The organism is uncultured Oceanisphaera sp. (genome assembly GCF_947495715.1).
GTDB classification, from domain to species: Bacteria; Pseudomonadota; Gammaproteobacteria; order Enterobacterales; family Aeromonadaceae; genus Oceanimonas; species Oceanimonas sediminis.
In genome coordinates this window covers 114,460-136,558 of the sequence record NZ_CANLZU010000005.1, presented here as the reverse complement: position 1 = coordinate 136,558, position 22,099 = coordinate 114,460, and the positions used below count along the sequence as shown (strand labels likewise).

Genomic DNA, 22,099 nt, shown 5'->3' with positions numbered 1-22,099 from the left:
GGCAAGATATTCACAATCCATGCAAAACGGTAGGAGCTCATTTATGCACATCAAACTTTCTGGAAAGCAGGCGCTAGTCACTGGCTCTACGGCCGGTATTGGCCTCGCGATTGCCACCGGGCTGGCCAAAGCCGGTGCCCAGGTTACCCTGGTTGGTCGCGACCAAGCCAAGGTGGACACGGCTCTGAATTACATTCGCCAAGCCAGCGGCCGTGACGATGTCGGCGGCATAGTGGCCGATGCCGGAACGGCGGTCGGCTGTCAAACGATCATCGAATCCCTTCCGGAAACCGATATCCTGGTCAACAACCTGGGTATCTATGGCGGCTGTCCATTCTTCGACATTAACGACGATGCCTGGGAAGAGATCTTTCAGGTGAATGTGATGAGCGGTGTGCGCCTGGCCCGACACTACGCGAAGGGCATGCAAACACGCGGCTGGGGTCGTATCCAGTTTATTTCCAGTGAATCGGCGCTCAATATCCCGGCTGAAATGGTGCACTACGGCGTTAGTAAGGCTGCATTGCAGGGCGTTTCTCGCGGTCTGGCCAAAGTACTGGCCGGCAGTGGCGTGACCGTTAACACCATATTACCCGGGCCTACCCGTACCGAAGGTGCTCAGGCCATGATGGCTGAAATGGGCAAGGAACGTGGCGTAACAGCGGAACAAATGGAAACCCTGTTCCTGGCAGAGAACCGCCCTTCAACATTGCTCAAGCGCTTCGCTACGCCAGAGGAAGTTGCCAATCTGTGTATTTATGCGGCCTCCCCTCAGGCCAGCGCCACCACTGGCGCGGCGCTGCGGGTAGAGGGGGGCATTGTTGAAAGTATTGCATAACGCCCCATCAACCACAGGAGCAGAACATGAAATATGACTCAAAAGAACGCTATGGCAGCGTCAGTAAAACCTTTCACTGGTTAATGGCAGTATTGATCGGTTGGCAGCTACTCAAGTTCGGGGATCGTATCGCCGAGGGCGAACACTGGGTAGGTGAAACCTTGGTACCCTGGCATGTGTCCATCGGTACCTTACTGCTGGTAATGATCGTGCTGCGCCTGGTGTGGGTGATGACCCAGCGTCATCAGCGCCCCGCCCAGGATCCTGCCACCGCCAGGCTGGTTAAAGCCGGCCATGGTCTGCTCTTTGCCGGCATGCTGCTGATGCCGCTCACCGGTATCATGGTCATGCTGGGCGGTGGATATGGCCTGACCGCATTCGGCCTTGAGATCTTTGCCAAAGGTGATGAAATTGCCTGGGCCGCAACTATCGGCAGCCTGCACTCACCGCTGGTCTGGGCCTTGACCGTGCTGATTATCGGTCACATCGGCATGGCTCTGACCCACCACTACGTTCATCGGGACGACACGCTAAAACGCATGCTGTAAGTGCCTTCAACAAGACTAGGGGGCGTTCTCAATTATGGTAAAATTCTGCCGATAGTAAGTGCATCATGGATCTGAAGAGAGTGGAACGTATGCCCCGGCCAGTGCTGAGCGATGATCAATGGGAACGAATCAAGGACCTACTTCCGGGGAAGGCCGGTGACTGTGGGGTCACAGCAAAGGATAACCGTCTTTTTGTTGAAGCCGTGTTGTGGATTGCTCGAACAGGAGCGCCCTGGCGGGATTTGCCAGAACCCTTCGGCCATTGGCATCGAGTGTATGTTCGCTATAACCGCTGGTCACACAAGGGCGTATGGACGCAGATTTGGGAAGCTGTCTCGGATGATCCCGACTTGGAATATTTGATGGTGGATGGAAGTATCGTTCGGGTCCATCAGCATGGGACCTCAAAAAAACAGAGCGCGATGAGCAAGCGCAAGGCAAGTCACGAGGCGGACTGAGTACCAAAATCCACCTCGCTGTCGATGCGTTGGGTAACCCGGTCCGCTTTCTATTAACGCCCGGACAAGCATCGGAATATGGTCAAGCCAACCACTTGATTGAAGGCATGAAAGCGGACTTCGTGATGGCAGACAAGGGTTATGACTCAGATCGCTTCGTCGACGCAATCCGTGACAGTGGAGCCTGCCCGGTGATCCCACCGAGAAAGAACCGGACCAGCCCACGGGACTACGATAAAGTGTTGTATAAAGAACGTAATTTGGTTGAACGCGCTTTCCAGAAGCTCAAACATTACCGTCGTATCGCGACTCGATATGAGCGTGTCGAGAAACACTACACCGCCATGCTCAGCCTCGTATCAACATCGACTGGTAGTTTTTCGCCAGTCGTTCTTACCTTGTCGCTATGCGGCGAAATTGCTTCAACTTTTGGAAAAATCGCTCTACCAGGTTGCGATTTTTGTAGATATCTCGACCCAGCGGCCTTGCCTGTAAGCGGTTCTTTCTTGATGGAATAACCGCCTCTGCACCAACATGCTGAATGCATTTAACAAACGCACCTGAATCATAGCCTTTATCAGCCAAGACCTGGGCAGGCGTGAAGCCATCCAATAACGCCTCCGCTTGTCCGTATTCGGAGGCTTGCCCTTGGGTTAGCAGTAAGCGCACTGGATTACCCAAGACATCAACGGCAGCATGGACTTTAGTCGTCAGGCCACCTCTGGACTTTCCCATAGCTTCGATGCCTTGCGCTGTTTTTTTGCTGCCCCATGCTGATGAACACGAACGATGCTGCCATCGACCATGAGTTTTTCAAAATCAGCCTCTTTGGATAACTCCTCCATTATCTTGAGCCAGACGCCCTTATGAGACCAACGACTATACCGAACGTAAACACGGTGCCAATGACCATAAAACTCAGGTAAATCACGCCAAGGTGAGCCAGTTCGAGCAATCCAGAGTACCGCTTCAACGAACTTGCGGTTATCGCGTGCCGTCACGCCTCTATCACTTGCTTTACCGGATAGTAACTCCTTGATCCGCTCCCATTGATCATCTCGTAGCCAGTAGTGCCTCATCAGCAGTGACCTCAAATACAGTAAAGGTATCTAATGAGACTTAAAGTATCAAATGAGAACGCACCCTAACTCATCAATAAAGTAAGTAGTATCAATTGGGGAGAAAGGTTGCAGTGATAGTGTATTGGTTCAATGACTCTGGACATTCATTAACGCGGTAGAATAATCTACCGCATAAAGAAATCTTCGTAAACAAGAAGAATCGACATTCCTTATTCACCAACCTTCAAAATGGAAACGGCCAGTCTCGTGCTCACTCAATATTAATCGATAGCAGAGGCTTGCCGGGCCATGGATGTGGGTGAAAACAGTTTGCACCACTGGGTTAAACAACTTCAGCAATGAAGCCGAACTGGTCTTCGGCTGAAACATCGGCATAACGCCATGTCGGGTCGGGCAGACCAGATAAAAAACCGCCGGCAAAACCGGCGGTAAAATATCAAGCACTGAGTGTACGGAATCGTCAGAACTGGTACTGGGCGCTCAGTTGCAGGCGGCTAGCATCCCGCTGGTCACCCGCTATGGTTTTCAAGTCGACAAACTGGTACTCGGCACCCACCATCAGCCGCTCGGTAATGTCCCAGATGACGTTGGCGAAGGTGTAATCCACCTCATCGAAATGGGCATCGTACCCCTGAGCCTTCGGCAGATCCTGATCCAGCCGGGAATAACCAACCGAGCTGAACCACAGGGGGTTCCAGTTGTGGTTGAGAGATATACCACCACCCTGAATGTCCACGGTTTCCAACTCGCCATTACGCACATACACATCGGGCGCACTCTTGTGGCCCATATTTCCTGGGTTACCCATGTAGTTACCTATGCCGGAGCCAATGGTGTAGCTGCCCTTCAGGTTGGTACTTTCCAGCAGCGGCAGGCTGAACTGTGCCTGCACCCCATAGCCGGTGGCCCTATCGTCCACGCTGCCGATATTATCGTTGGTCGACAGCTCGCGTACCACGCCCGACAGCGCTAACTGGCGGCGATACTCATAGCGCAAGGTCAGATCAGGCAGTCGGCTTTCCTCGCTCGCAATCGCTAAATCGGGGCGAGCAATGACGGTATCCGGATCTTCCAGCGCCACCGACAGGGCACCGTCACCCTGCTTGTGGGTATAACGGAGCTGGCCCTGGCGCTCCATGTTGTAGCCGATGGGATCCCCCAAAGCCAGGGTACGGGTGCTGCCCACGAAGCTCATGAAGTTGGTCCAGGTCTGGCCAGCCAGAAAGCCCGCATACTCGCCATAGGCATGGCGCAGGTTGAGCTTGCCGTCGGGAAGAAAATGCACTTCGAAGAAGGTGTTCAGCTTGCCGTAGTCGGTCTGGGTCTGAGTGCGGAAGTTGAGCCGGGTTTCATATGCGGTGAAGTCGGTGCGGCCGTCGGTGGCATTGGCCGTCGGGTTGAGCAGATTGAACGGGCTGGTGGCATAGCCCAAGTCGTAATCCGCATCGTACAGCATGTCCAGCTTGACGTAACCGCCAAAGGCGAAATCGGTTGTGGTGCCCGGAATATTGATGGTAGTGCGATGGTTCCAGGGCGGCCCCACGCGGCTCGGCTCGCCAGTGACAATAGGCTGGCCCGCTTCCACCACCGGCATGGCCAGGGCCCCGCCACTCAAAATGCCGGTCGCTAGGAAGACAGACAGCGCCACTTTGGTTTTTCTCATGTTCAACTCGCTCCATGGTTGTTATCGATGAAATCAGGTTCCCTTGTTTTCTGAATCGGTTGTCGGTAAAGGGGATACACCCTTCCGGTCCACCACAGCAATCCGCTACGGGCATCAGATAACCAACAACCTCTTCACTTTCCGGAAACATTCTCCACCAAGCCAACACATGAAGAATAATAATATCTTGAGATGCTGCTATATCATTTTCTGTATATCAATAAGGTCAACGACCGTTAGGGAGTGGAGCCTCAAGGCACTCTGATAAGTACAAAAAAGCCACTTCCAAGGGAAGTGGCAAAAATAACGCTATCTAACCAGCAGCATTCAATTACATCAGGCTGGGTAACCACAGGGAAATGGCAGGGAACACGGCGATAATCAGCATGCAGATAAACATGGACAGCAAAAACGGTAACATTGCCTTGAACAAAGACCCCATCGGTAGATTTGCCGAGGTCATCGCAATATAAAGCCCCGGGCCCACCGGTGGTGTTACCAGTCCCACCAGAGTGGCCAGGCTGATAATAACTCCAAAGTGAATGGGGTCTATGCCAAAAGACAGCGCAGCCGGCAGAATGATCGGCACTATCACTATCATCACGCTGATACTTTCCAGAAACATGCCCAGCAGGATCACCAGCAAATAGACCAGCATCAGAAACAACAACGGAGATGTGGTAATGCCGCTGATCCATTCAACCAGCATATCGGGAATGCCTTCAAAGGACAGCGCCCAGCCAAACACGGACGCAGTGGCGATCAGCCCGGTGATGGTGGCAGTATTGATGCCGACGGCACCGAAAATACCTGGTAAATCTTTGATATTTATAGACTTATATACGAAAAAACCCATAACAAACGCCATAATCGAAGCAATGGCACCAGCTTCGGTCGGCGTCATCACGCCAGCGATAATACAGATAATTACCACTAGGGGTATGGTGCCAGGCAATAAACCGCTGAGCACTTCCTGGCGCACATTTTTGTGTTTGAGATGCTCACCGGAAGGCAGGCCGGAGACGATGCCGGTAACAAAAATAACCAGAGCGAAACCGAGCACGATCAGAATACCCGGCAGTATACCGGCAATAAACAGGGCGGATATCGGCTGGTACGCCACCACGCCATAAATAATCATCAACATGGAGGGGGGAATAATAGGCCCGAGCAAGCCACCGGCCATGGTAACGGCGGCAGAAAACTCTTTTTTGTACCCCTTCTCAACCATGGTCGGCACCATCAGTCGGCTCATCACCGCGATTTGTGCAGTGGCCGAGCCCAGAATAGACGCCGCCATAGCATTGGTCAGCAGATTCACATACGCCAGGCCACCTTTAAAACCGCCCACAAATACATCGGCGGCATTCATCAGCCGAGAGGTCAGGCCGCCCTTGTTCATCAACTCGCCAACCAACATGAACAAAGGAATCGCCAACAGGCCATTCTGGTTCAGTGAGCCATACAATTGTATGGTCAAATCACTCATTAACACTGTGAGATCGGCTTGCATTAAAAACACAAGCGTTCCCAGCAAGAGAGTAATGAAAATAGGCAAACCGATCAGCAGAGCAACAAAAAAGGAAACAGTGGTAATCATAATGATGCCTCGCCATGAACAACCTTCGCCGGGCATATTATTTTTACAAACTGATGCCAGGACATGCAATAAAAGGAGACCACCAAGACTGCATAATTATACCATCTCGGCAGTTGCGTGGTGGGTGAGACATCTACTTTAATCTCCGGCCGCATAATCCACTCGGTTGCGTAGTAACACAAGGTAATCAGCACCCCCAGAGCCACCAGCTCCAATGCTTTCTCAAGCCAGATGTTGTAAGGCTTCTTAAGCACCGAAAGAATAAAATCAACCCTGACCAACTTTCTGGAATAAAGCAGATAACTTACACCGATAAAGGTGGCAGAAATCAGTATTTGCACAGCCACTTCTTCCGCCCAGAAAATCGGGCTGCTGAAAAAGGATCTGAGCACTACCTGAGCCGACAAAATAAACGTCAGGCATACGACCAGCAGGATCAGGAGCCAATACTCTATCTTGCCGAGCAACTCATCTATTTTATTGATAGTCCTTGACATAATAACCTCGAGTAGTAGGGCCTTCGGCCCTACCCAACTAATAACCTATTTTTGAATTTGTTGCAGATAGAACTCGTTCGTCAGCTCATTTTTTTCTGTATATTTTTTAATGACATTGTCGGCTGCATTCTGCAACTGCTCACGATCAAACTCGCTGACAGTGACACCTTCTTGCTTGAGGAAATCAAGATTTGAGACTTCGGCTGCCGCCTGTTTCTCAAACCCCCATTGCTCCGCCTCTTTGAATGATTTCAAGATAATAGTCCTGTGTTCATCAGAAAGGGAGTTCCACCATTTTTCCGATGCGACCACCACGCCGGGAAAAGCCATATGGTTGGTCAAGGTCAGGTAAGGTGCCTGCTGGTACATTTTCAAGCCGACCACGATATCCAGGTCTACATCAACCGCATCCAGCAGGTTAGTGGTCAATGCGGAAGACACATCGCTGATAGCCAACGCGGTAGGAGCGGCGTCGAGCTGATTCCACCAGTCATTGAACAACTGGTTAGGGAAAGATCTTATCTTTTTATTTTTAAAATCATCAAGTGTGGTGACTGGCTTGGTGGAAAGAATATGACGCATACCGGCAAAGGTATAACCCAGGCCAACCAGCTTATGCTCTTTCAAATCATCCAGCATCTGTTGCGCGGCCGGGTGGTTGCTCGCATTGGCCGCATCCGTTACATCGTTGAAAATATAAGGAAGAAACCAGGCGTTCATCGGTTCAGCCCGGTTGGACAGACTTCCCGCAGTCAGGATCGCCAGTTGAATACCGCCGGACTGCAGCAGGTTGATCATCTGATCGTCGCCGCCCAGTTTGGACAACGGGAAAATCCGGATGGAATCTTTCCCCGCTGATTCTTTTTTCAAATTGTCGTTGAAGCGCTCCGCCACCTGGTTCCAAATGTGGCTTGGCGGGGTAACATGACCCAACCTGAGGGTGTCGGCACTCGCTGAAAAACTGAACGCCAACGCAGCTCCCAGCACACTACCGGTAAATAATTTCTTTAACATCACCATGACAAGTAAACTCCATTTAATAGCGAACCTTTAGTCAAAAAATACCTGATTACTTCTTAACATGACTAATCATGACTACGGGTTCGAACGAACAAATCCACTGTATTACTTCATCTGTGTTATCGGATCTCAAAACCGCCAAAAACCCGAGGTCGAGCCGTTTGCCTCGACCTCAAGGTTTATTTCCCGCCGTTGCTGTTACTTCTTGATAATGAGTGACACATCACCCACACCTTCGACGGTACCGGTGATCTTGTCACCGGCCACCACGGCACCCACACCTTCCGGGGTACCGGTAAAGATCAGGTCACCCGGCTGCAGGTGATAGAACTTGGACAGGTGTGCAATGATTTCCGGCACATTCCAGATCAGTTTGGTCAGGTCGGATTTTTGTTTCACTTCACCATCGACCGCCAGTTCGATATTGCCGCTTTCAACAATACCGGTCACTTCTTTCGGTACAATCGCAGAGATAACGGCGGACTCTTCGAAGTCTTTACCCAGGTCCCAGGGACGACCGGTTTCACGGGCTTTCAGCTGCAGATCGCGACGGGTCATATCCAGACCGCTGGCGTAGCCGAAAATAATATCGTTGGCATCGCTTTCAGCGACTTCGAAACCTTCTTTACCAATTGCCACCACCAGCTCCATCTCGTAATGGTAGTTGCCGGTCTGCAGCGGATAGGCAATTTCTCTGCCGCTGGGGATCAGGCTGCTCGGGTGCTTGGTAAAATAAAAAGGTTCGTTCTTTGACTTGTCGACACTCACGCCCATTTCGGCGGCATGGGCGTGATAGTTACGACCGACACAAAAAATACGGTGTACCGGAAACAGGGCATCGGTGCTGGCAACTACGGCGACAGTCTGTTCTTTAGCCGGGAATAATAATGTGTTTGACATGTTCTCAGTCTCTCTGTGAATGATTAAAAAATACCCAGATAACGATGCAGGGGTGCTTCGTCGGCGGTGATCATGAATACGGGATTATCGGCTGAACCATTACGCAGGGTGATGTCGCTGTAACCCGGCGCCGACAGCGTGTCTTTTTCATTCCAGGCCACCGCAGCGCCGCCATCGACGGACAGCTCGCCCTGGCCTTCCACCACATGGAATACACAGGCAGTGGTGCGCTTGGGCAGGGTCACGGTTTCACCCGGTCTCAACATAAGGGCACCGAAGCCGATGCTGGGGAACAGGCTGGCGCCGGTTTCCGGATTGACGTAGCTGACCTGCAGCAGACCGTCTTTATAGTGTTCGGCCATCTCGACCAGACAGGAACGGGTTTTTTCCCAGGGATAACGCAACATGGGCGAGTCGGTTTCACCGCGCCGGAAGTTGATGTTGGGCACCACGCCGGCGGCGCTGTAGTCGGCGAACGACTTGTCGCGCGGCAGGACGTTTTCCTGCGGCTTGCCCTCCATTGCCCAGGAGCCTTCCAGCTGATAAATCAGCGGTAAATCAAGGATATCCAGCCAGACGATGGGGCCTTCACCTTCGTGATGGTGCTCGTGCCACTTGCCGGACGGGGTCAGGATCAGGTCACCGCGTTCCATCTTGCAGGGTTCGCCGTTAACCGTGGTGTAAGCGCCCTCGCCCTCAATAATGATGCGCACCGCATTGGGCGTGTGCCTGTGGTTGGGGGCGGTTTCACCCGGCAGGATCAGCTGCAGCCCCATATAGATGCTGGGCGTGGCCTGCATGTTGTTCAGGCCATGACCCGGATTGGCCAGCACCAGTACCCGGCGCTCGGCTTTTTCCATCGGCGTCAGTTCACCGGCCTGCAGCAGCAGCGGGCGTACACTGTTGTAGTCCCAACACAGGGTGCTGGTCTTTCTGCTGGGCACCTTGGGCGGCAAGACCGCACGCATATTGGGCCACAGCGGGACCAGGTTCTGCTCGGTCAGCTCATTGCGGTAGCTTTCCGGCAGATCTTCAAGTGTTCCGAGTTGTTGCATCTTCATCATCCTCGTATTGACGGCGCTTGCGCCGCTCGGTTCAGGTGCCGGTGCCATCAGGCGGACACCGGGCTCCCCATCCCAGTCAGCAGCTTATTTACCGTTCTCTTTCAGGCAGTTTTCCACGTTCCAGCCATACAGCCATTCAATGGCGTCATAGAAACGCTCCTGGCTGCGGCCCTTCCACAGGTCGTTGCGGATCAGACGCTCAACGCCCTTCGCATGGTACAGGCGACCCATTTCACGGCTGGACAGCACGATGCGACCGGTACGGGCGATACGTGACTGCTGATACAGATCCAGCGCCTTGTCCCAGTCGTTATTGTTGACTCGCAGGGCCTCGCCCAGGGTGACTGCGTCTTCCAGCGCCATACAGGCACCTTGCGCCATATACTGGGTGGTGGGGTGCGCCGCATCGCCCAGCAGGGTGGCACGGCCAAAGCTCCACTGAGCAACCGGGTCGCGATCGGCGGTGGCCCAACGTTTCCAGCTCTTGGGCAGCTCAATCAACTGGCGCGCCATCGGACAGATACCCTGGAAGTAGCTTTCGACTTCTTCCTTGCTGCCTTCGGTCACGCCCCATTCTTCCTGTTCGCGGCTGTGGAAGGTCACCACCACGTTGTATTGCTCACCACCGCGCAGCGGATAGTGCACTAGGTGACAGTTGGGGCCTGCCCACAGGCTGGCGGCATTCCAGCGCAGCGCTTCTGGGAAGTCTTCTTTCTCGACCACGGCCCGGTAGACTACATGACCGGTTACCTTGGCCGGATCCTGGACATAGGTTTCACGCACCACGGATTTCACGCCGTCGGCACCGATCACTGCAACGCCTTGATAAACGTTACCGTGCTGGTCATAAACGCTAACGCCGTTTTCATCTTGTTCGACGCGCTGAATATGGGTATCGGTCTTGAATTCGACCCGGCCGGTTTCTTGTGCGCCTTCAAGCAACGACAGGTGCACGTCCACCCGGTGGATCACCGCGTAGGGGTTACCGAAGCGCTGACGGAAGTTCTCATCGGTGAGGATTTTACCAATCTGGGAGCCATCAACGGCGTCATGCATCACCATATAGTCGGTGAATACGGCACGGCTGCGGGCCTTGTCGCCGATGCCCAGGGCATCAAAGGCATGGAAGGCGTTCGGGCCAAGCTGAATGCCAGCACCAATCTCGCCGATTTCCGGTGCCTGTTCGAGCACCTGCACCCGGAACCCTTGGCGCACCAGCGCAAGGGCGGCTGCCAGACCACCGATGCCGCCGCCGACCACAATGACTTTTTGTTGCGCGTCTTGCTTATCCATAATAGTTCTCCATGTATGAGGTTATGACGGCTGCGTAAACACTTAGCCCATAAAATCAGGTTGCTGGTCAGGCGCCGCTTGCTGGAAAGCCGACTGCTGCTGACAGAATTGATACACTGCCATCACTTTCGGATAGTTGGTCAGATCACAGCCCATGCGCTCGGCATTAGCCACCTGAGGCACCAGGCAGCAATCGGCAAGGGTCGGCGCATCGCCAAAGCAGTACTGGCCATGTCCGTAACGGCTGAGCAGCGCTTCTACCGCGCTGAATCCCTCGGCAATCCAGTGGTTGTACCAAGCGGTTTTCTGCGTGTCGCTGATGCCGAATTCATTTTTCAGATAGCCCAGCACGCGCAGGTTGTTCACCGGGTGCATGTCACAGGCAATGGCACTGACCAGTTCCAGCACCCGCGCCTTGGTCAGGGTATCGCCAGGGAGCAGTTTTTGTTCGGGATATACATCGTCCAGGTAGGCAATAATGGCCAGAGACTGGCTGATACTGATGTCATTGTCTTCCACCAGCAGGGGCACGCCCTTGGATGGATTCAGCGCCTGATAATCGGCCGAACGCTGTTCACCCACCCGAATATTGATGCCCTGATAGCTATAATCCAGCCCCTTCAGGGCGAGTGCGATACGTACCCGGTAAGAGGTAGAGCTGTTAAAAAAACTGTAAAGCTGCATAGAGTCCATCCTTTCGATTAGATAACACGAAGCTGTCATGCGTCAGCGTAAGTTCGGACACTGATGACTATCTGGCGGTATCGAGCCGCCGTTCACGCTATCTACCCGGTTGTTATGGTGCTGCACAGATATACTCGCCATACAAGAACAGCACCTTTGCCTAACTTATACGCAACATTATTAACCGGGAAACCTATACCGAATAATGATATTTTAAGATACTGCTATACAATTTTAGGTATACATAAATGGACTGGACCAAACGCTTACGCCTGAAACACCTACACCTACTGATCAATCTGGCGGAGACCGGTAACCTGAGCGATACCGCCCGCCTGTCCCATACCACCCAGCCCGGTTTATCTAAATGGCTAAAGGAGCTGGAAGAGGATATTGGCTCGCCGCTGTTTGAGCGCCATTCCCGTGGTCTGACACCCACGGTAATGGGCCAGGCGCTGATCAGTCATGCCCGGCGCATTGTCACCGAAATGTCCCGCGCCCAGCACAACCTGGAAGCCTTGCAAGAAGGCAGTTCGCGCACCATTGCGATCGGCACCTCTCCTGCGTCAGCACCCAGTTTCGTACCGGCAGCCATTACCAAGTTTCTAGGCATACATCCCAAGGCCCGGATGGAGATCCAGGAAAGCACCATGAACTCACTGCTGGAGAAGCTGGAACTAGGTCAGCTGGATGTGGTGGTCGGCCGACTGGACAACTACCAGCCGCGGCAGACCCTACGAAGCGAAATGCTCTACAGCGAGCCACTGCGGATCATTGCCCGGCCCGGGCATCCGCTGGCGCAGCATACAAGTTTGAGCTGGGATGATCTTTATCAATACGAATGGATTGTCTGGCCGCACGGCACGCCAATCCGCAGCAAGCTGGATATCGCCTTGACTGCAGCGGGCAGAAAACCGCCGGCGTACCGGGTGGAGTCGTCGTCACAGGTGGGCAACCTGTGGCTGCTGCAATACAGCGATATGCTATCGATTGCCTCAGAACGGGTTGCCCGGCATTTTGCCGGTCGGGGTTTGGTCGTTCCCCTCGCGATCGAGGTCGGCGGCGCGGACGGTTATGTGGGTATGTGCTGGCGTGACGAGGAGCTCTCAGATCCCATTATCCTGGATCTGTTGCAATGCCTGAGAGAGACAACCAGTGTGGCGGGCCAGTGATACACTTCCACTGCACTGGGAACCTTTTCCGTCAACCGTATCGTTCATTATCAGTAGGGACAGGAAAGCCTTCACCTAACTAAGAAATTCTTTTTATATTAATACGTTATTTGATAGTAACACTGGCCGTTTCTCATTCTTTTACTAGGGGGCGTTCTCAATTATGGTAAAATTCTGCCGATAGTAAGTGCATTATGGATCTGAAGAGAGTGAAACATATGCCCCGGCCAGTGCTGAGCGATGATCAATGGGTACGAATCAAGGACTTACTTCCGGGAAAGGCCAGTGACTGTGGGGTCACAGCAAAGGATAACCGTCTTTTTGTTGAAGCCGTGTTGTGGATGGCTCGAACAGGAGCGCCCTGGCGGGACTTGCCAGAGTCCTTCGGCCATTGGCATCGAGTGTATGTTCGCTATAACCGCTGGTCACACAAGGGCGTATGGACGCAGATTTGGGAGGCCGTCTCGGATGATCCCGACTTGGAATATTTGATGGTGGATGGAAGTATCGTTCGGGTCCATCAGCATGGGGCCTCAAAAAAACAGAGCGCGATGAGCAAGCGCAAGGCAAGTCACGAGGCGGACTGAGTACCAAAATCCACCTCGCTGTCGATGCGTTGGGTAACCCGATCCGCTTTCTATTAACGCCCGGACAAGCATCGGAATATGGTCAAGCCAACCAGTTGATTGAAGGCATAAAAGCGGACTTCGTGATGGCAGATAAGGGTTATGACTCAGATAGCTTCGTCGCCTCAATCCGTGCCAGTGGAGCCAGTCCGGAGCTCCCACCAAGAAAGAACCTGACCAGCCCACGGGACTACGATAAGATATTGTATAAAGAGCGTAATTTGGTTGAACGCGCTTTCCAGAAGCTCAAACATTACCGTCGTATCGCGACTCGATATGAGCGTGTCGAGAAACACTACACCGCCATGCTCAGCTTCGTATCAACGGTGATATGGTTGGCATGATTGAGAACGCCCCCTAGGCAGCATCTAATGAAATAGGTTCTTAATGTGCATCATATTCGGAACATACGTCGATGTAGCATTGCTCGGCAGCAAAAAATCAGTCGCTGTGCAGCGGTTGCCTATACCCTGCCCCCCATGTGTGGCGCGAAACTCCATGGCCGAATACTCTTCAACTGCTCCTCAAGGGCATTTTGCGCCACCTCGGTATCGTAAGCCGCCTGAGTCCGTAACCAATAACCATTGGGCAAACCAAAGAAACGACAGAGCCTGAGGTCAGTGTCTGCGGTGATTGAACGCTTGCCGGCGATAATCTGTCCGATGCGCTGGGCCGGTATCCCTATTTCTTTTGCAAGACGGTATTGAGAAATACCGATGGGTTCCAGATATTCTTTTTTCAGTTGCTCGCCAGGCGTAACAGCATCAATAATGCGCATGCGTGACCTCCTAGTTGTAATCAATAATGTCAACGTCTGCCGCACCAGCTTTGGTGCAGCGAGCAAGTCGAAGCCCTACTTCATGAATGACGGAGTTTTCGCCTCACGGTGCAGGGCTTGTTGACACCTTAGAGTCAGAGCGATGACTTGTGATCGTTTTAGCCCGGTACTGCAGTGGATAAACCCGCCAGAGATTCCGACCCCCAATACAGCATTCCCGACTTTTTCCCCAGGACCGTTGCCGAGATATGGGTATCACAGGGCTTTTCCGCCAGCCCGTAACAGACGTGCAGCGGCAGCAGGTGCTCCTCACGAGGATGACAGAATCGGGCATAGGGGGCGCGATCCCAATGCGCCAGTCGCTCCGCCCGCTCCGACTCTTCCATGTCAGCATTGGTGCAGGTTTCCTCCAGCCAGTCTTCGAACGCCTCGTTACCGGCCTGAATGTCCGGGGTATTTGGCGCAAAGAAGGCGCGCATGTTATGGAAGGAGAAACCGGAGCCAATCACCAGCAGATTCTTGTAATCCAGTGCCTGTAACGCACGGCCGATCGCGAGGTGCGTAGTGGCATCCAGGCTGTTGACCAATGACAACTGCACACACGGAATATTCGCCTGCGGGTACATCAGTTTGAGTGGCACAAACAGGCCGTGATCAAAGCCCCGCCGCTCATCGAGCCGCGCACTAATACCGGCCTTTTCCAACACCTCGTGGATCTGCCCCGCCAGTACAGGCTCACCGGGGCAGGGATACTTGATGTCGTAGGACTCAGGCGGAAAACCGAAGTAATCATAGATCAGAGACGGGTTGGCCCCCGAGGTGATGGTCGGTATCGCTTCCTCCCAGTGAGCACTGATAACCAGTATTGCGGAGGGCTTGCGCAGTAGGCCGGCAATCTCCGTGAGCCGAGCCACCATCTCTCGATGGCCCGGATCCCCCAGCAACGGCATAGGGCCGCCACCGTGAGAAATGAACAGAACATCCGGTTTTACATTCATGGCGGTTACTCTCTTAGCGTCGGTCAAGGATTCCAGTGACCGAGGTTATATTGCACCGGGCCCTGCCGGCACAATCCCGCTGGGGTTCAGGGCTTTGATGGAATAATAACCCGCCTTGATATGATCGATATTCACCGTGTTGGCGATACCCTCAAGCGCCAGGATCCGCTGCATGTAGGTGTGCAGGTACGGCATGGCCCGCAGGGTATTACGGTTACATTTGAACAGCCCGTGATAAGCGGCATCGAAGCGCACCAGGGTCACAAACAGCCGCACATCGGTTTCCGTCAGACGGTCACCGAACAGGTAGAGGCGCCCATCGGCCAGCCGCGACTCGAGTTCATCCAGCGCGGCAAACACTTTGCCGTAAGCCTCGTCATAAGCCTGCTGGCTGGACGCAAAACCGGCCTGATAAACACCGTTATTCAGATCTGTATATATATAGTCGTTCAGGGTGTTGATCTCGCCGGCAAGGTCCTCCGGGTAAAGGTCCGGGCCCGAATCCACTATTCCTGCAAAGGCGCTGTTCAGCATCCGCAGGATATCCGCAGACTCATTATTGACGATGGTCCCGGTCTGCTTGTCCCACAGCACCGGCACGGTGGCACGACCGGAAATCTCGGGATCCGCACGGGTGTACAACTCATGCATGTAGCGCACGCCATTAAGCGTATCTTCGTTGGCACCCGGGTAGCCGCCGAACTGCCAGCCCTGATCGGTCAGCCGCGGGTTGACGACGGTGACGCCGATAATATCCTGCAACCCTTTCAGCTCGCGGACCATCAGCGCCCGCGACGCCCAGGGGCAAATATAGGCGACATAAAGATGATAACGCCCTTTCTCGGCCTTGAAGCCACCAGAGCCGGTAGGGCCAGGCGTACCATCCGGCGTGATCCAGTGCCGAAACGGCGAAACCTGACGAATAAACCGCCCCTCATCGTCTTTAGCCTGTACCGGCTGCCAATTCTCTTGCCAAACACCGTTAACCAACATAATTCATATTCCTGTACATTACAGAAGCGCGCTCCACTTATGAACGCGCACCAGTCCAACCGCTATTGCCGTGTCGTGATCACGTCAGGGATTATCATGCGTCGGTACGCAGCCCGTTCCCCGCACCACCGAAACGCTCCAGCAGTACCTTGTCCAGCGCGAACCGTCCTGCGCCCTGAACAGCGAGCGCCAATGTGACCGCGAACAGGGCCAGGGCATACTCGTAGCCGTTGTTGGACATGAACAGGCCATTACCAATATGCACGGCGAAAATGGCCACCAGCATGGTAAAGGCCGACACCAGTGCCGCCGGACGGGTCAGCAGGCCCAGCACCAGCGCCAGACCGCCGAAGAACTCGGCCCCGCCGGCCAGCAGAGCCATCAAATAGCCCGGTGCCAGGCCGATGCTCGCCAGCCACTGTCCGGTCCCTTCCAGACCATAGCCACCGAACCAGCCGAAGAGTTTCTGAGCGCCATGGGCCGCAAGAATGAGCCCGACCGGTACCCGCAGCACCAGTGCTGCATAACCGCCGGTACTACTGAACAATGTCCGTGCAAATTGATTTTTCATGGGGGTTCCTCGAATAAAGGTCATGTTTGAGTGTTTCTGAAAGTAGGTATTCAGGTATGAGAAACACTTTACTAGCCCCATCTGTAAAGATTAATACCGCTCTTATTGCCTAATTATAAACAAATTGTTGATAATGAAGTTTTCATTCTCGTCAGGAGCTTTCATGGACCGTATCGATGCCATGCGTGCCTTTATTACCGTGGTTAGCGAAGGCAGCTTCACCCGTGCGGCAGAGCGGCTGGACATGTCGCCGCAGCTGGTCAGCAAATATGTGTCGCGACTGGAAGAGCGGCTCGGAGCACGCCTGCTCAATCGCACCACTCGCAAGGTACATTTGACCGAAGCCGGTCATCGTTATGCCCGGCGTGCCCAACAGGTACTGGATGATATCGACGACATGGACAGTCAGCTCAATGACCTGCAGCAAGGCGCCCGGGGACAGCTACGCATCAGTGCACCTGTCTCTTTTGCCACCCGGCACCTGGCTCCCCTTATCTGTCACTTTCAGCGCGCTCATCCATTGGTGAGTATCGATTTACAACTGAATGACCGGAAGGTCGATATTGTGGAAGAAGGCTTCGACATAGCGCTGCGCATCGGTCACTTGAAAAGCTCGTCGATGATTGCCAAATTAATCGCTCCGGTCAGGCTGGTCATGTGCGCCGCGCCGGCTTACCTGGCACAGCACGGCATGCCCTCCAGCCCGGATGAGCTGAAAAATCACCGATATCTACGCTACAGCTACATGGAAGACAACGCCGGCTTCCCCGCCAATGAGTGGCTACGGCCGACCGGGCATGAACCGAGCGGTGACATGATCTGTAACAACGGGGAAGTGCTGGTCAACGCCGCCGTCGAAGGGGCCGGCATTATCGTTCAACCGACCTTTATCTGCGGTGCGGCCATTGCCGAAGGCAAACTCAAGGTGATTCTTCCGCAATACGAACCGAACGCCATGGGCCTGTATGCTGTATACGCGCACCGAAAACTGCTGGCCAGCAAGGTCAGATGCTTTATCGATTTTATGGAAGGATACTTCGGCGACCCGCCGTACTGGGATAACTTCGACCGGAAGACAAGCCCGCTCCCCGAGTAAAAAGGAGTGCTTCCACACCTGCAGTGGAGTGTAATTCCAGCCTGACGAAATATCCGGTGAATATTTTCAGCAGGCTGAAATAGCGAGTGTCATCTCTTGTGGTGCAATCGCGTAAGTGGCCTTTTTCTCAGCCAATTCCTGACCATCAAACCTTGCCGATATGCTCCAGCAACAAGCGGCCAACGCTTTCCGGTGCTTCAACCGAAGGCACATGGCCTACTTGTTCCAGGATCACCGGCTCACCGGCTTCGGCACAGCAGGCCAGGTGTTCCAGGGATTCCGGCGGGGTGGCCACGTCGTCGCGGCCTCCCACCAGCAACAGCGGCACGCCAGGCTCACCCAACCGATCACTGAAATCGCAGGCACCGAGCATCTCGCACAGCAGGGAGTAGCTGTTGGCGTCGCCCCGCCCCATTATGGTGTTCCAGCCCTTGAGCAGGGCCGGTTGCGCCTCACAGGCTTTGGGCCCAAACCAACGCGGCACTATGTCCACCGCCATGGCAGCCAGACCTTTTTCGCGCACCGCCGCCGCCCGGGTTTGCCAGGCATCACGAGTACCGATAACGGCACCGGTATTGGTCAGGGTGGCGGACAGCAGGCGCTCGGCATGCTGGCTCAGTAACTGCTGACCGATGACGCCACCGATGGACGTGCCGACAAAGTGGAATCGCTCGGCGCCCGCCACCTCGGCCAGGGCCAGGGCTTCCGCCGCCAGAGCGGCGGGAGTGATTTCATTCCCGCTCCAGGCCGCGCTGCTGCCGTGGCCGGGCAGATCCCAGCTCAGCACCCGGTAATGGGGCAGCAGCCCGGGCAACAATTCATCCCACACCACCTGACTCATGCCCAGCGGATGGGCTAACACCACCAGCGGCAACGCAGAATCGCCCAGCAGGCGGTAGCCGACAGCACGACCGTTAATTTCCAGAAAAGACATTCAGCCTCCAAATAGTTAGGGCCTTGGCCCTGGCTCTTAGTCACAAGTTCTTGTTGTTTGTCATACCGTGCACTTTCGTCGGCCCAAGCTCACTGCTTCTCTGGTCCTCCTTGGCTGTACTCCGAGTTGACAGCCAGTATCTGACAGGCAGCACCGCAGCATCACGAAGCAGCAGCGGGGATTGCCGTAGCCGACCGTCAAATGCCAGGGATGGCATTTGCCGAGCGTCCCATGGATGGGCTTGAAGCGTGTCGGCGGAGCGCAACCGCGCTGCTGCTTCGCATTGCGATTGCCTTCAGCGACTTATAACTAAAAGACAGCCTTGGCCTTAGCTCTTAAACTCGCTCGATCAGGGTCGCAATACCCTGACCCACGCCCACACACATGGTACACAGGGCCAGGCGTTTATTCTGCCGATGCAGTTCATGAGCGGCGGTCTGCAGCAAACGGGCGCCGGACATACCCAGCGGGTGACCCAGAGCGATGGCGCCGCCGTTGGGGTTCACCCGTGGGTCGTTATCATCCAGCCCCAGCTCGCGCATACAGGCCAATGCCTGGGCGGCAAAGGCTTCGTTGAACTCGAACAGGTCGATATCATCCATCGACAACTGGTGACGTTCCAGCAACTTCTGCACCGCAGGTACCGGGCCTATGCCCATGATGCGCGGCTCTACCCCGGCGGTGGCCATGCCCAGAATACGGGCCATCGGCTTGAGGCCGTGGCGCTGCACCGCTTCTTCACTGGCGATCAGCATGGCGGCGGCGCCGTCGTTCACGCCCGAGGCGTTACCGGCGGTGATGCTGCCACCGGCGCGGAACGGCGTCGGCAGCTTGGTCAGTTTCTCGACGGTGGTGCCCGGGCGCAGGTGCTCGTCGTCGGCGAACAGCAGCGGTTCCTGCTTGCGACGGGGAATTTCCACCGGCACGATTTCTTCGGCAAAGCGGCCATTGCGCTGGGACTCGGCCGCCTTCTCCTGGGAGCGGGCGGCAAAGGCGTCCTGATCTTCCCGGGAAATATTGAACTGCTCGGCGACGTTTTCTGCCGTTTCCGGCATGGAATCCACACCGTACTGGGCTTTCATCTGCGCATTGACAAAGCGCCAGCCGATGGTGGTGTCTTCTATTTTCTGGCCACGGCTGAAGGCCGAGTCCGCCTTGCCCATCACATAGGGCGCGCGGGACATGGACTCCACGCCGCCGGCCAGCACCAAATCCAGCTCACCGGCCTTGATGGCACGCACCGCCGTGCCCACCGCATCCATACCCGAGCCGCACAGGCGGTTGATGGTGGTGCCGGGTACGCTTACCGGCAGACCGGCCAGCAGGGACGACATGCGTGCCACGTTGCGGTTGTCTTCACCGGCCTGGTTGCCACAGCCCATGATCACTTCGTCGATGGCCGCCGGATCCAGCGCCGGCACCTCGGCCAGTACCGCCTTGAACACCTGGGCCGCCAGATCGTCGGGACGCACCGCCGCCAGGGTGCCGCCGAAGCGACCGATGGCGCTGCGACGGGGATGACACAGATAAACCGGCTTCATTGGGCGGCCTCCTGGGAGATGGGTTTGGCGTGATGGGCGGCGGTTCTGGCCTTGAGTTCACGCAGAATAACCAGTTCCTCGGCGCTCGGCTCGGGGGTCAGCGCCAGCTCGTCGGCAAAGCGTACCGGCCAGCCGGTGGCCTCACTCACCTGCTCGCGGGTCACGCCCGGGTGCAGAGACACCACGGTCAGCTCCTTGGTGTCGGCATCAGGGGCCATCACGCACAGATCGGTGATCACCTTGGTCGGACCCTGTCCGATGTTGGGCACATCATCACGGCCCTTGCCATCGCGGCCGTAGCCCAGGGTGGTGATGAAGTCCACCGCTTCCACAAAGGCACGCGGCGAGTGCTTCAGGGTGATGAACACTTCCTTGGCGTTGCTGGCGATCTCGGGCGCACCGCCGCCACCGGGCAGGCGCACCTTGGGCGACTGGTAGTCACCAATCAGGGTGGTATTGAGGTTGGCGAATTTGTCTATTTGCGCGGTACCGAGAAAACCCACATCGATATGGCCGCCCTGCAGCCAGTAGCGAAACATCTCGGGCACCGCCACCGTGGTCAGCGCCGACTCGCACAGCTCACCGTCACCGATAGACAACGGCAGTATCTCGGGCTTGGTCTGCAGGGTGCCGGATTCATAAATCAGCACCACCTCGGGGGCATGGGTCAGTCGGGCCAGGTTGGCCGCCTCGCTGGGCAGGCCGATGCCGACAAAACAGGTCATGCCGTTGCTCAGCGCGCGGGCGGCGGTGACCGTCATCATTTCGGAAGAAGTGAATTCGAGTGTCATTATGCTTGCCCTCCTGCGTTGTAGACATTCTCTTGCAGCCAGTTATTGAAGCTGTCGCGATCCCGTGCGATCGCATCCCATTCCTTGTAGAAGCTGTTGTTGCGCGGGTAATAGCCGTAGGCATAAGACGGCGCGGCGCCGCCTTTCACTTCGGCAATGGCGTCGATGGCCCAGCCCGGGATCACACAGGCATTCGGCTCGGCCTGCAGGTCATCGACGATTTCCTCAACGGTCACAATGCTGTGCTTGCCCGCCAGAACGGCTTCTTTCTGTACCCCGACGATGCCGGACACCAGCACATTGCCCTGCCGGTCGGCACGCTGGGCATGAATGATACTGACATCGGGTCGCACCGAGGGTACCGCCGCCAGCCGCTCATTGGTGAAGGGGCATTCGATAAAACGGATCTGCGGGTTGACCTTGGGCAGATCGCTGCCGATGTAACCGCGCAACACCGCCAGCGGCAGACCGGCGGCACCCGCTTCATAGGCACAGGCCATGGCCGCGTGACTGTGTTCGAAAATCTCGAGCGGCTGGGGATAGCCCTTCTCCACCGCATCGCGCAGCCGGTGCAGGGAGCCGACCCCCGGGTTGCCACCCCAGGAAAAAATCAGCTGCTCGGCACAGCCGGCACCAATCAACTGGTCATAGAGGATATCGGGCGTCATGCGGATCAGCGTCAACTTACGCTTTTCCTGCCGAATGATTTCATGACCCGCCGCAAAAGGGATCAGATGGGTAAAGCCTTCCATGGCGACGGTAGCGCCGTCCTGGACATAGCGAGCAACTGCGTCGTGCAAGCTCATGAATTGGGCCATGAGTGTTTGCCTCCCTGAGTGAACCTAAAAGTTCGCATTGCGAACCTTGTGTTTGCATTGCGAACATATTTGCACTCTTTTCCCGATCTCGCAAACCCAAAAATTCGACATTCGTCAAATAAAAACTATAACCA

The 22,099-nt window shown here is 55.2% G+C and carries 21 protein-coding genes and 2 pseudogenes; 6 read left to right on the top strand and 17 right to left on the bottom strand.

Going from position 1 to position 22,099, the window contains the following annotated elements; genetic code table 11:
- The first annotated feature begins 43 nt into the window (after positions 1-43).
- The 3 genes and pseudogenes from Q0753_RS04900 to Q0753_RS04890 all read left to right on the top strand — a co-directional run.
- On the top strand, positions 44-838 hold the full coding sequence (locus tag Q0753_RS04900) for an SDR family NAD(P)-dependent oxidoreductase (protein ID WP_298718084.1): 795 nt from the start codon (positions 44-46) through the stop codon (positions 836-838).
- A 26-nt stretch (positions 839-864) separates the two neighbouring features.
- Positions 865-1,386, top strand: a complete 522-nt coding sequence (locus Q0753_RS04895; RefSeq protein ID WP_298718083.1) for a cytochrome b — start codon at positions 865-867, stop codon at positions 1,384-1,386.
- Between the two features lie 89 nt (positions 1,387-1,475).
- Positions 1,476-2,209, top strand: a pseudogene (locus Q0753_RS04890) (IS5 family transposase); the annotation flags it as partial.
- A gap of 31 nt (positions 2,210-2,240) precedes the next feature.
- On the opposite strand, the pseudogene Q0753_RS04885 reads toward Q0753_RS04890, so the two are convergent.
- The 9 genes and pseudogenes from Q0753_RS04885 to maiA form a co-directional block, all read right to left on the bottom strand.
- Positions 2,241-2,923: pseudogene (locus Q0753_RS04885) on the bottom strand (IS5 family transposase); the annotation flags it as partial.
- Positions 2,924-3,386: 463 nt separating this feature from the next.
- Positions 3,387-4,589, bottom strand: a complete 1,203-nt coding sequence (locus Q0753_RS04880) for a DcaP family trimeric outer membrane transporter (protein ID WP_298718081.1) — start codon at positions 4,587-4,589, stop codon at positions 3,387-3,389.
- A 331-nt stretch (positions 4,590-4,920) separates the two neighbouring features.
- Positions 4,921-6,225 carry a TRAP transporter large permease gene (locus Q0753_RS04875; RefSeq protein WP_298718079.1) on the bottom strand — a complete coding sequence of 435 codons (1,305 nt, stop codon included), beginning with the start codon at positions 6,223-6,225 and terminating at the stop codon, positions 4,921-4,923.
- The gene (locus Q0753_RS04870) at positions 6,186-6,686 is read right to left on the bottom strand and encodes a TRAP transporter small permease (protein WP_298718077.1); all 501 of its coding nucleotides are present in this window, start codon (positions 6,684-6,686) and stop codon (positions 6,186-6,188) included. Before Q0753_RS04870 ends, Q0753_RS04875 begins: the two co-directional genes overlap by 40 nt.
- Positions 6,687-6,731: 45 nt before the next feature.
- The gene (locus Q0753_RS04865) at positions 6,732-7,706 is read right to left on the bottom strand and encodes a TRAP transporter substrate-binding protein (RefSeq protein ID WP_298718075.1); all 975 of its coding nucleotides are present in this window, start codon (positions 7,704-7,706) and stop codon (positions 6,732-6,734) included.
- A 198-nt stretch (positions 7,707-7,904) separates the two neighbouring features.
- On the bottom strand, positions 7,905-8,606 hold the full coding sequence (locus Q0753_RS04860; RefSeq protein ID WP_298718073.1) for a fumarylacetoacetate hydrolase family protein: 702 nt from the start codon (positions 8,604-8,606) through the stop codon (positions 7,905-7,907).
- A 23-nt stretch (positions 8,607-8,629) separates the two neighbouring features.
- Complete coding sequence (locus Q0753_RS04855) at positions 8,630-9,661, bottom strand: cupin domain-containing protein (protein ID WP_298718071.1); 1,032 nt, start codon at positions 9,659-9,661, stop codon at positions 8,630-8,632.
- 93 nt (positions 9,662-9,754) lie between these two features.
- Complete coding sequence (locus Q0753_RS04850; protein ID WP_298718069.1) at positions 9,755-10,963, bottom strand: 3-hydroxybenzoate 6-monooxygenase; 1,209 nt, start codon at positions 10,961-10,963, stop codon at positions 9,755-9,757.
- 42 nt (positions 10,964-11,005) lie between these two features.
- The gene (maiA, locus tag Q0753_RS04845) at positions 11,006-11,647 is read right to left on the bottom strand and encodes a maleylacetoacetate isomerase (protein WP_298718067.1); all 642 of its coding nucleotides are present in this window, start codon (positions 11,645-11,647) and stop codon (positions 11,006-11,008) included.
- Between the two features lie 248 nt (positions 11,648-11,895).
- On the opposite strand from maiA, the gene Q0753_RS04840 reads away from it, so the two are divergent.
- Positions 11,896-12,819 (top strand): LysR substrate-binding domain-containing protein, encoded by a 924-nt coding sequence (locus tag Q0753_RS04840; protein ID WP_298718065.1) that lies wholly within the window; start codon positions 11,896-11,898, stop codon positions 12,817-12,819.
- Positions 12,820-13,037: 218 nt separating this feature from the next.
- Positions 13,038-13,789, top strand: a protein-coding gene (locus Q0753_RS04835) for an IS5 family transposase (protein WP_298718161.1) whose coding sequence is annotated in 2 segments (ribosomal slippage) — positions 13,038-13,373 and positions 13,376-13,789 — 750 coding nt in all. Because the reading frame shifts where the segments join, the coding sequence is not laid out codon by codon here.
- Between the two features lie 119 nt (positions 13,790-13,908).
- On the opposite strand, the gene Q0753_RS04830 is transcribed toward Q0753_RS04835, so the two are convergent.
- The 4 genes from Q0753_RS04830 to Q0753_RS04815 all read right to left on the bottom strand — a co-directional run bounded on the left by Q0753_RS04830 (position 13,909) and on the right by Q0753_RS04815 (position 16,785).
- On the bottom strand, positions 13,909-14,223 hold the full coding sequence (locus Q0753_RS04830) for a HigA family addiction module antitoxin (protein ID WP_298718063.1): 315 nt from the start codon (positions 14,221-14,223) through the stop codon (positions 13,909-13,911).
- A gap of 158 nt (positions 14,224-14,381) precedes the next feature.
- Complete coding sequence (locus Q0753_RS04825; RefSeq protein WP_298718061.1) at positions 14,382-15,221, bottom strand: class III extradiol ring-cleavage dioxygenase; 840 nt, start codon at positions 15,219-15,221, stop codon at positions 14,382-14,384.
- Between the two features lie 45 nt (positions 15,222-15,266).
- Entirely contained in the window at positions 15,267-16,214 is a 948-nt protein-coding gene (locus Q0753_RS04820) for a glutathione S-transferase family protein (RefSeq protein ID WP_298718059.1), read from the bottom strand.
- Between the two features lie 94 nt (positions 16,215-16,308).
- On the bottom strand, positions 16,309-16,785 hold the full coding sequence (locus tag Q0753_RS04815; protein ID WP_298718057.1) for a DoxX family protein: 477 nt from the start codon (positions 16,783-16,785) through the stop codon (positions 16,309-16,311).
- 163 nt (positions 16,786-16,948) lie between these two features.
- Here Q0753_RS04815 and Q0753_RS04810 point away from each other — a divergent pair, with 163 nt between their 5' ends.
- On the top strand, positions 16,949-17,881 hold the full coding sequence (locus tag Q0753_RS04810; protein WP_298718055.1) for a LysR family transcriptional regulator: 933 nt from the start codon (positions 16,949-16,951) through the stop codon (positions 17,879-17,881).
- Between the two features lie 145 nt (positions 17,882-18,026).
- Here Q0753_RS04810 and Q0753_RS04805 read toward each other — a convergent pair whose 3' ends face one another.
- The 4 genes from Q0753_RS04805 to Q0753_RS04790 form a co-directional block, all read right to left on the bottom strand.
- Positions 18,027-18,815, bottom strand: a complete 789-nt coding sequence (locus tag Q0753_RS04805) for an alpha/beta fold hydrolase (protein WP_298718054.1) — start codon at positions 18,813-18,815, stop codon at positions 18,027-18,029.
- Positions 18,816-19,150: 335 nt separating this feature from the next.
- Entirely contained in the window at positions 19,151-20,356 is a 1,206-nt protein-coding gene (pcaF, locus tag Q0753_RS04800) for a 3-oxoadipyl-CoA thiolase (RefSeq protein ID WP_298718052.1), read from the bottom strand.
- A complete protein-coding gene (locus tag Q0753_RS04795) occupies positions 20,353-21,147 on the bottom strand; it encodes a CoA-transferase subunit beta (RefSeq protein ID WP_298718050.1) in 795 nt (264 codons plus the stop codon). Before Q0753_RS04795 ends, pcaF begins: the two co-directional genes overlap by 4 nt.
- Complete coding sequence (locus Q0753_RS04790; RefSeq protein ID WP_298718047.1) at positions 21,147-21,965, bottom strand: CoA transferase subunit A; 819 nt, start codon at positions 21,963-21,965, stop codon at positions 21,147-21,149. The genes Q0753_RS04795 and Q0753_RS04790 overlap by 1 nt, the downstream gene beginning before the upstream one ends.
- Positions 21,966-22,099 lie beyond the last annotated feature (134 nt).

Bases quoted from the DNA above. Each gene is read 5' to 3' on its own strand.
- Q0753_RS04900 (WP_298718084.1), top strand. From the start codon at position 44: ATGCACATCAAACTTTCTGGAAAGCAGGCGCTAGTCACTGGCTCTACG.
- Q0753_RS04895 (WP_298718083.1), top strand. From the start codon at position 865: ATGAAATATGACTCAAAAGAACGCTATGGCAGCGTCAGTAAAACCTTT.
- Q0753_RS04880 (WP_298718081.1), bottom strand. From the start codon at position 4,589: ATGAGAAAAACCAAAGTGGCGCTGTCTGTCTTCCTAGCGACCGGCATT.
- Q0753_RS04875 (WP_298718079.1), bottom strand. From the start codon at position 6,225: ATGCCCGGCGAAGGTTGTTCATGGCGAGGCATCATTATGATTACCACT.
- Q0753_RS04870 (WP_298718077.1), bottom strand. From the start codon at position 6,686: ATGTCAAGGACTATCAATAAAATAGATGAGTTGCTCGGCAAGATAGAG.
- Q0753_RS04865 (WP_298718075.1), bottom strand. From the start codon at position 7,706: ATGGTGATGTTAAAGAAATTATTTACCGGTAGTGTGCTGGGAGCTGCG.
- Q0753_RS04860 (WP_298718073.1), bottom strand. From the start codon at position 8,606: ATGTCAAACACATTATTATTCCCGGCTAAAGAACAGACTGTCGCCGTA.
- Q0753_RS04855 (WP_298718071.1), bottom strand. From the start codon at position 9,661: ATGCAACAACTCGGAACACTTGAAGATCTGCCGGAAAGCTACCGCAAT.
- Q0753_RS04850 (WP_298718069.1), bottom strand. From the start codon at position 10,963: ATGGATAAGCAAGACGCGCAACAAAAAGTCATTGTGGTCGGCGGCGGC.
- maiA (WP_298718067.1), bottom strand. From the start codon at position 11,647: ATGCAGCTTTACAGTTTTTTTAACAGCTCTACCTCTTACCGGGTACGT.
- Q0753_RS04840 (WP_298718065.1), top strand. From the start codon at position 11,896: ATGGACTGGACCAAACGCTTACGCCTGAAACACCTACACCTACTGATC.
- Q0753_RS04830 (WP_298718063.1), bottom strand. From the start codon at position 14,223: ATGCGCATTATTGATGCTGTTACGCCTGGCGAGCAACTGAAAAAAGAA.
- Q0753_RS04825 (WP_298718061.1), bottom strand. From the start codon at position 15,221: ATGAATGTAAAACCGGATGTTCTGTTCATTTCTCACGGTGGCGGCCCT.
- Q0753_RS04820 (WP_298718059.1), bottom strand. From the start codon at position 16,214: ATGTTGGTTAACGGTGTTTGGCAAGAGAATTGGCAGCCGGTACAGGCT.
- Q0753_RS04815 (WP_298718057.1), bottom strand. From the start codon at position 16,785: ATGAAAAATCAATTTGCACGGACATTGTTCAGTAGTACCGGCGGTTAT.
- Q0753_RS04810 (WP_298718055.1), top strand. From the start codon at position 16,949: ATGGACCGTATCGATGCCATGCGTGCCTTTATTACCGTGGTTAGCGAA.
- Q0753_RS04805 (WP_298718054.1), bottom strand. From the start codon at position 18,815: ATGTCTTTTCTGGAAATTAACGGTCGTGCTGTCGGCTACCGCCTGCTG.
- pcaF (WP_298718052.1), bottom strand. From the start codon at position 20,356: ATGAAGCCGGTTTATCTGTGTCATCCCCGTCGCAGCGCCATCGGTCGC.
- Q0753_RS04795 (WP_298718050.1), bottom strand. From the start codon at position 21,147: ATGACACTCGAATTCACTTCTTCCGAAATGATGACGGTCACCGCCGCC.
- Q0753_RS04790 (WP_298718047.1), bottom strand. From the start codon at position 21,965: ATGGCCCAATTCATGAGCTTGCACGACGCAGTTGCTCGCTATGTCCAG.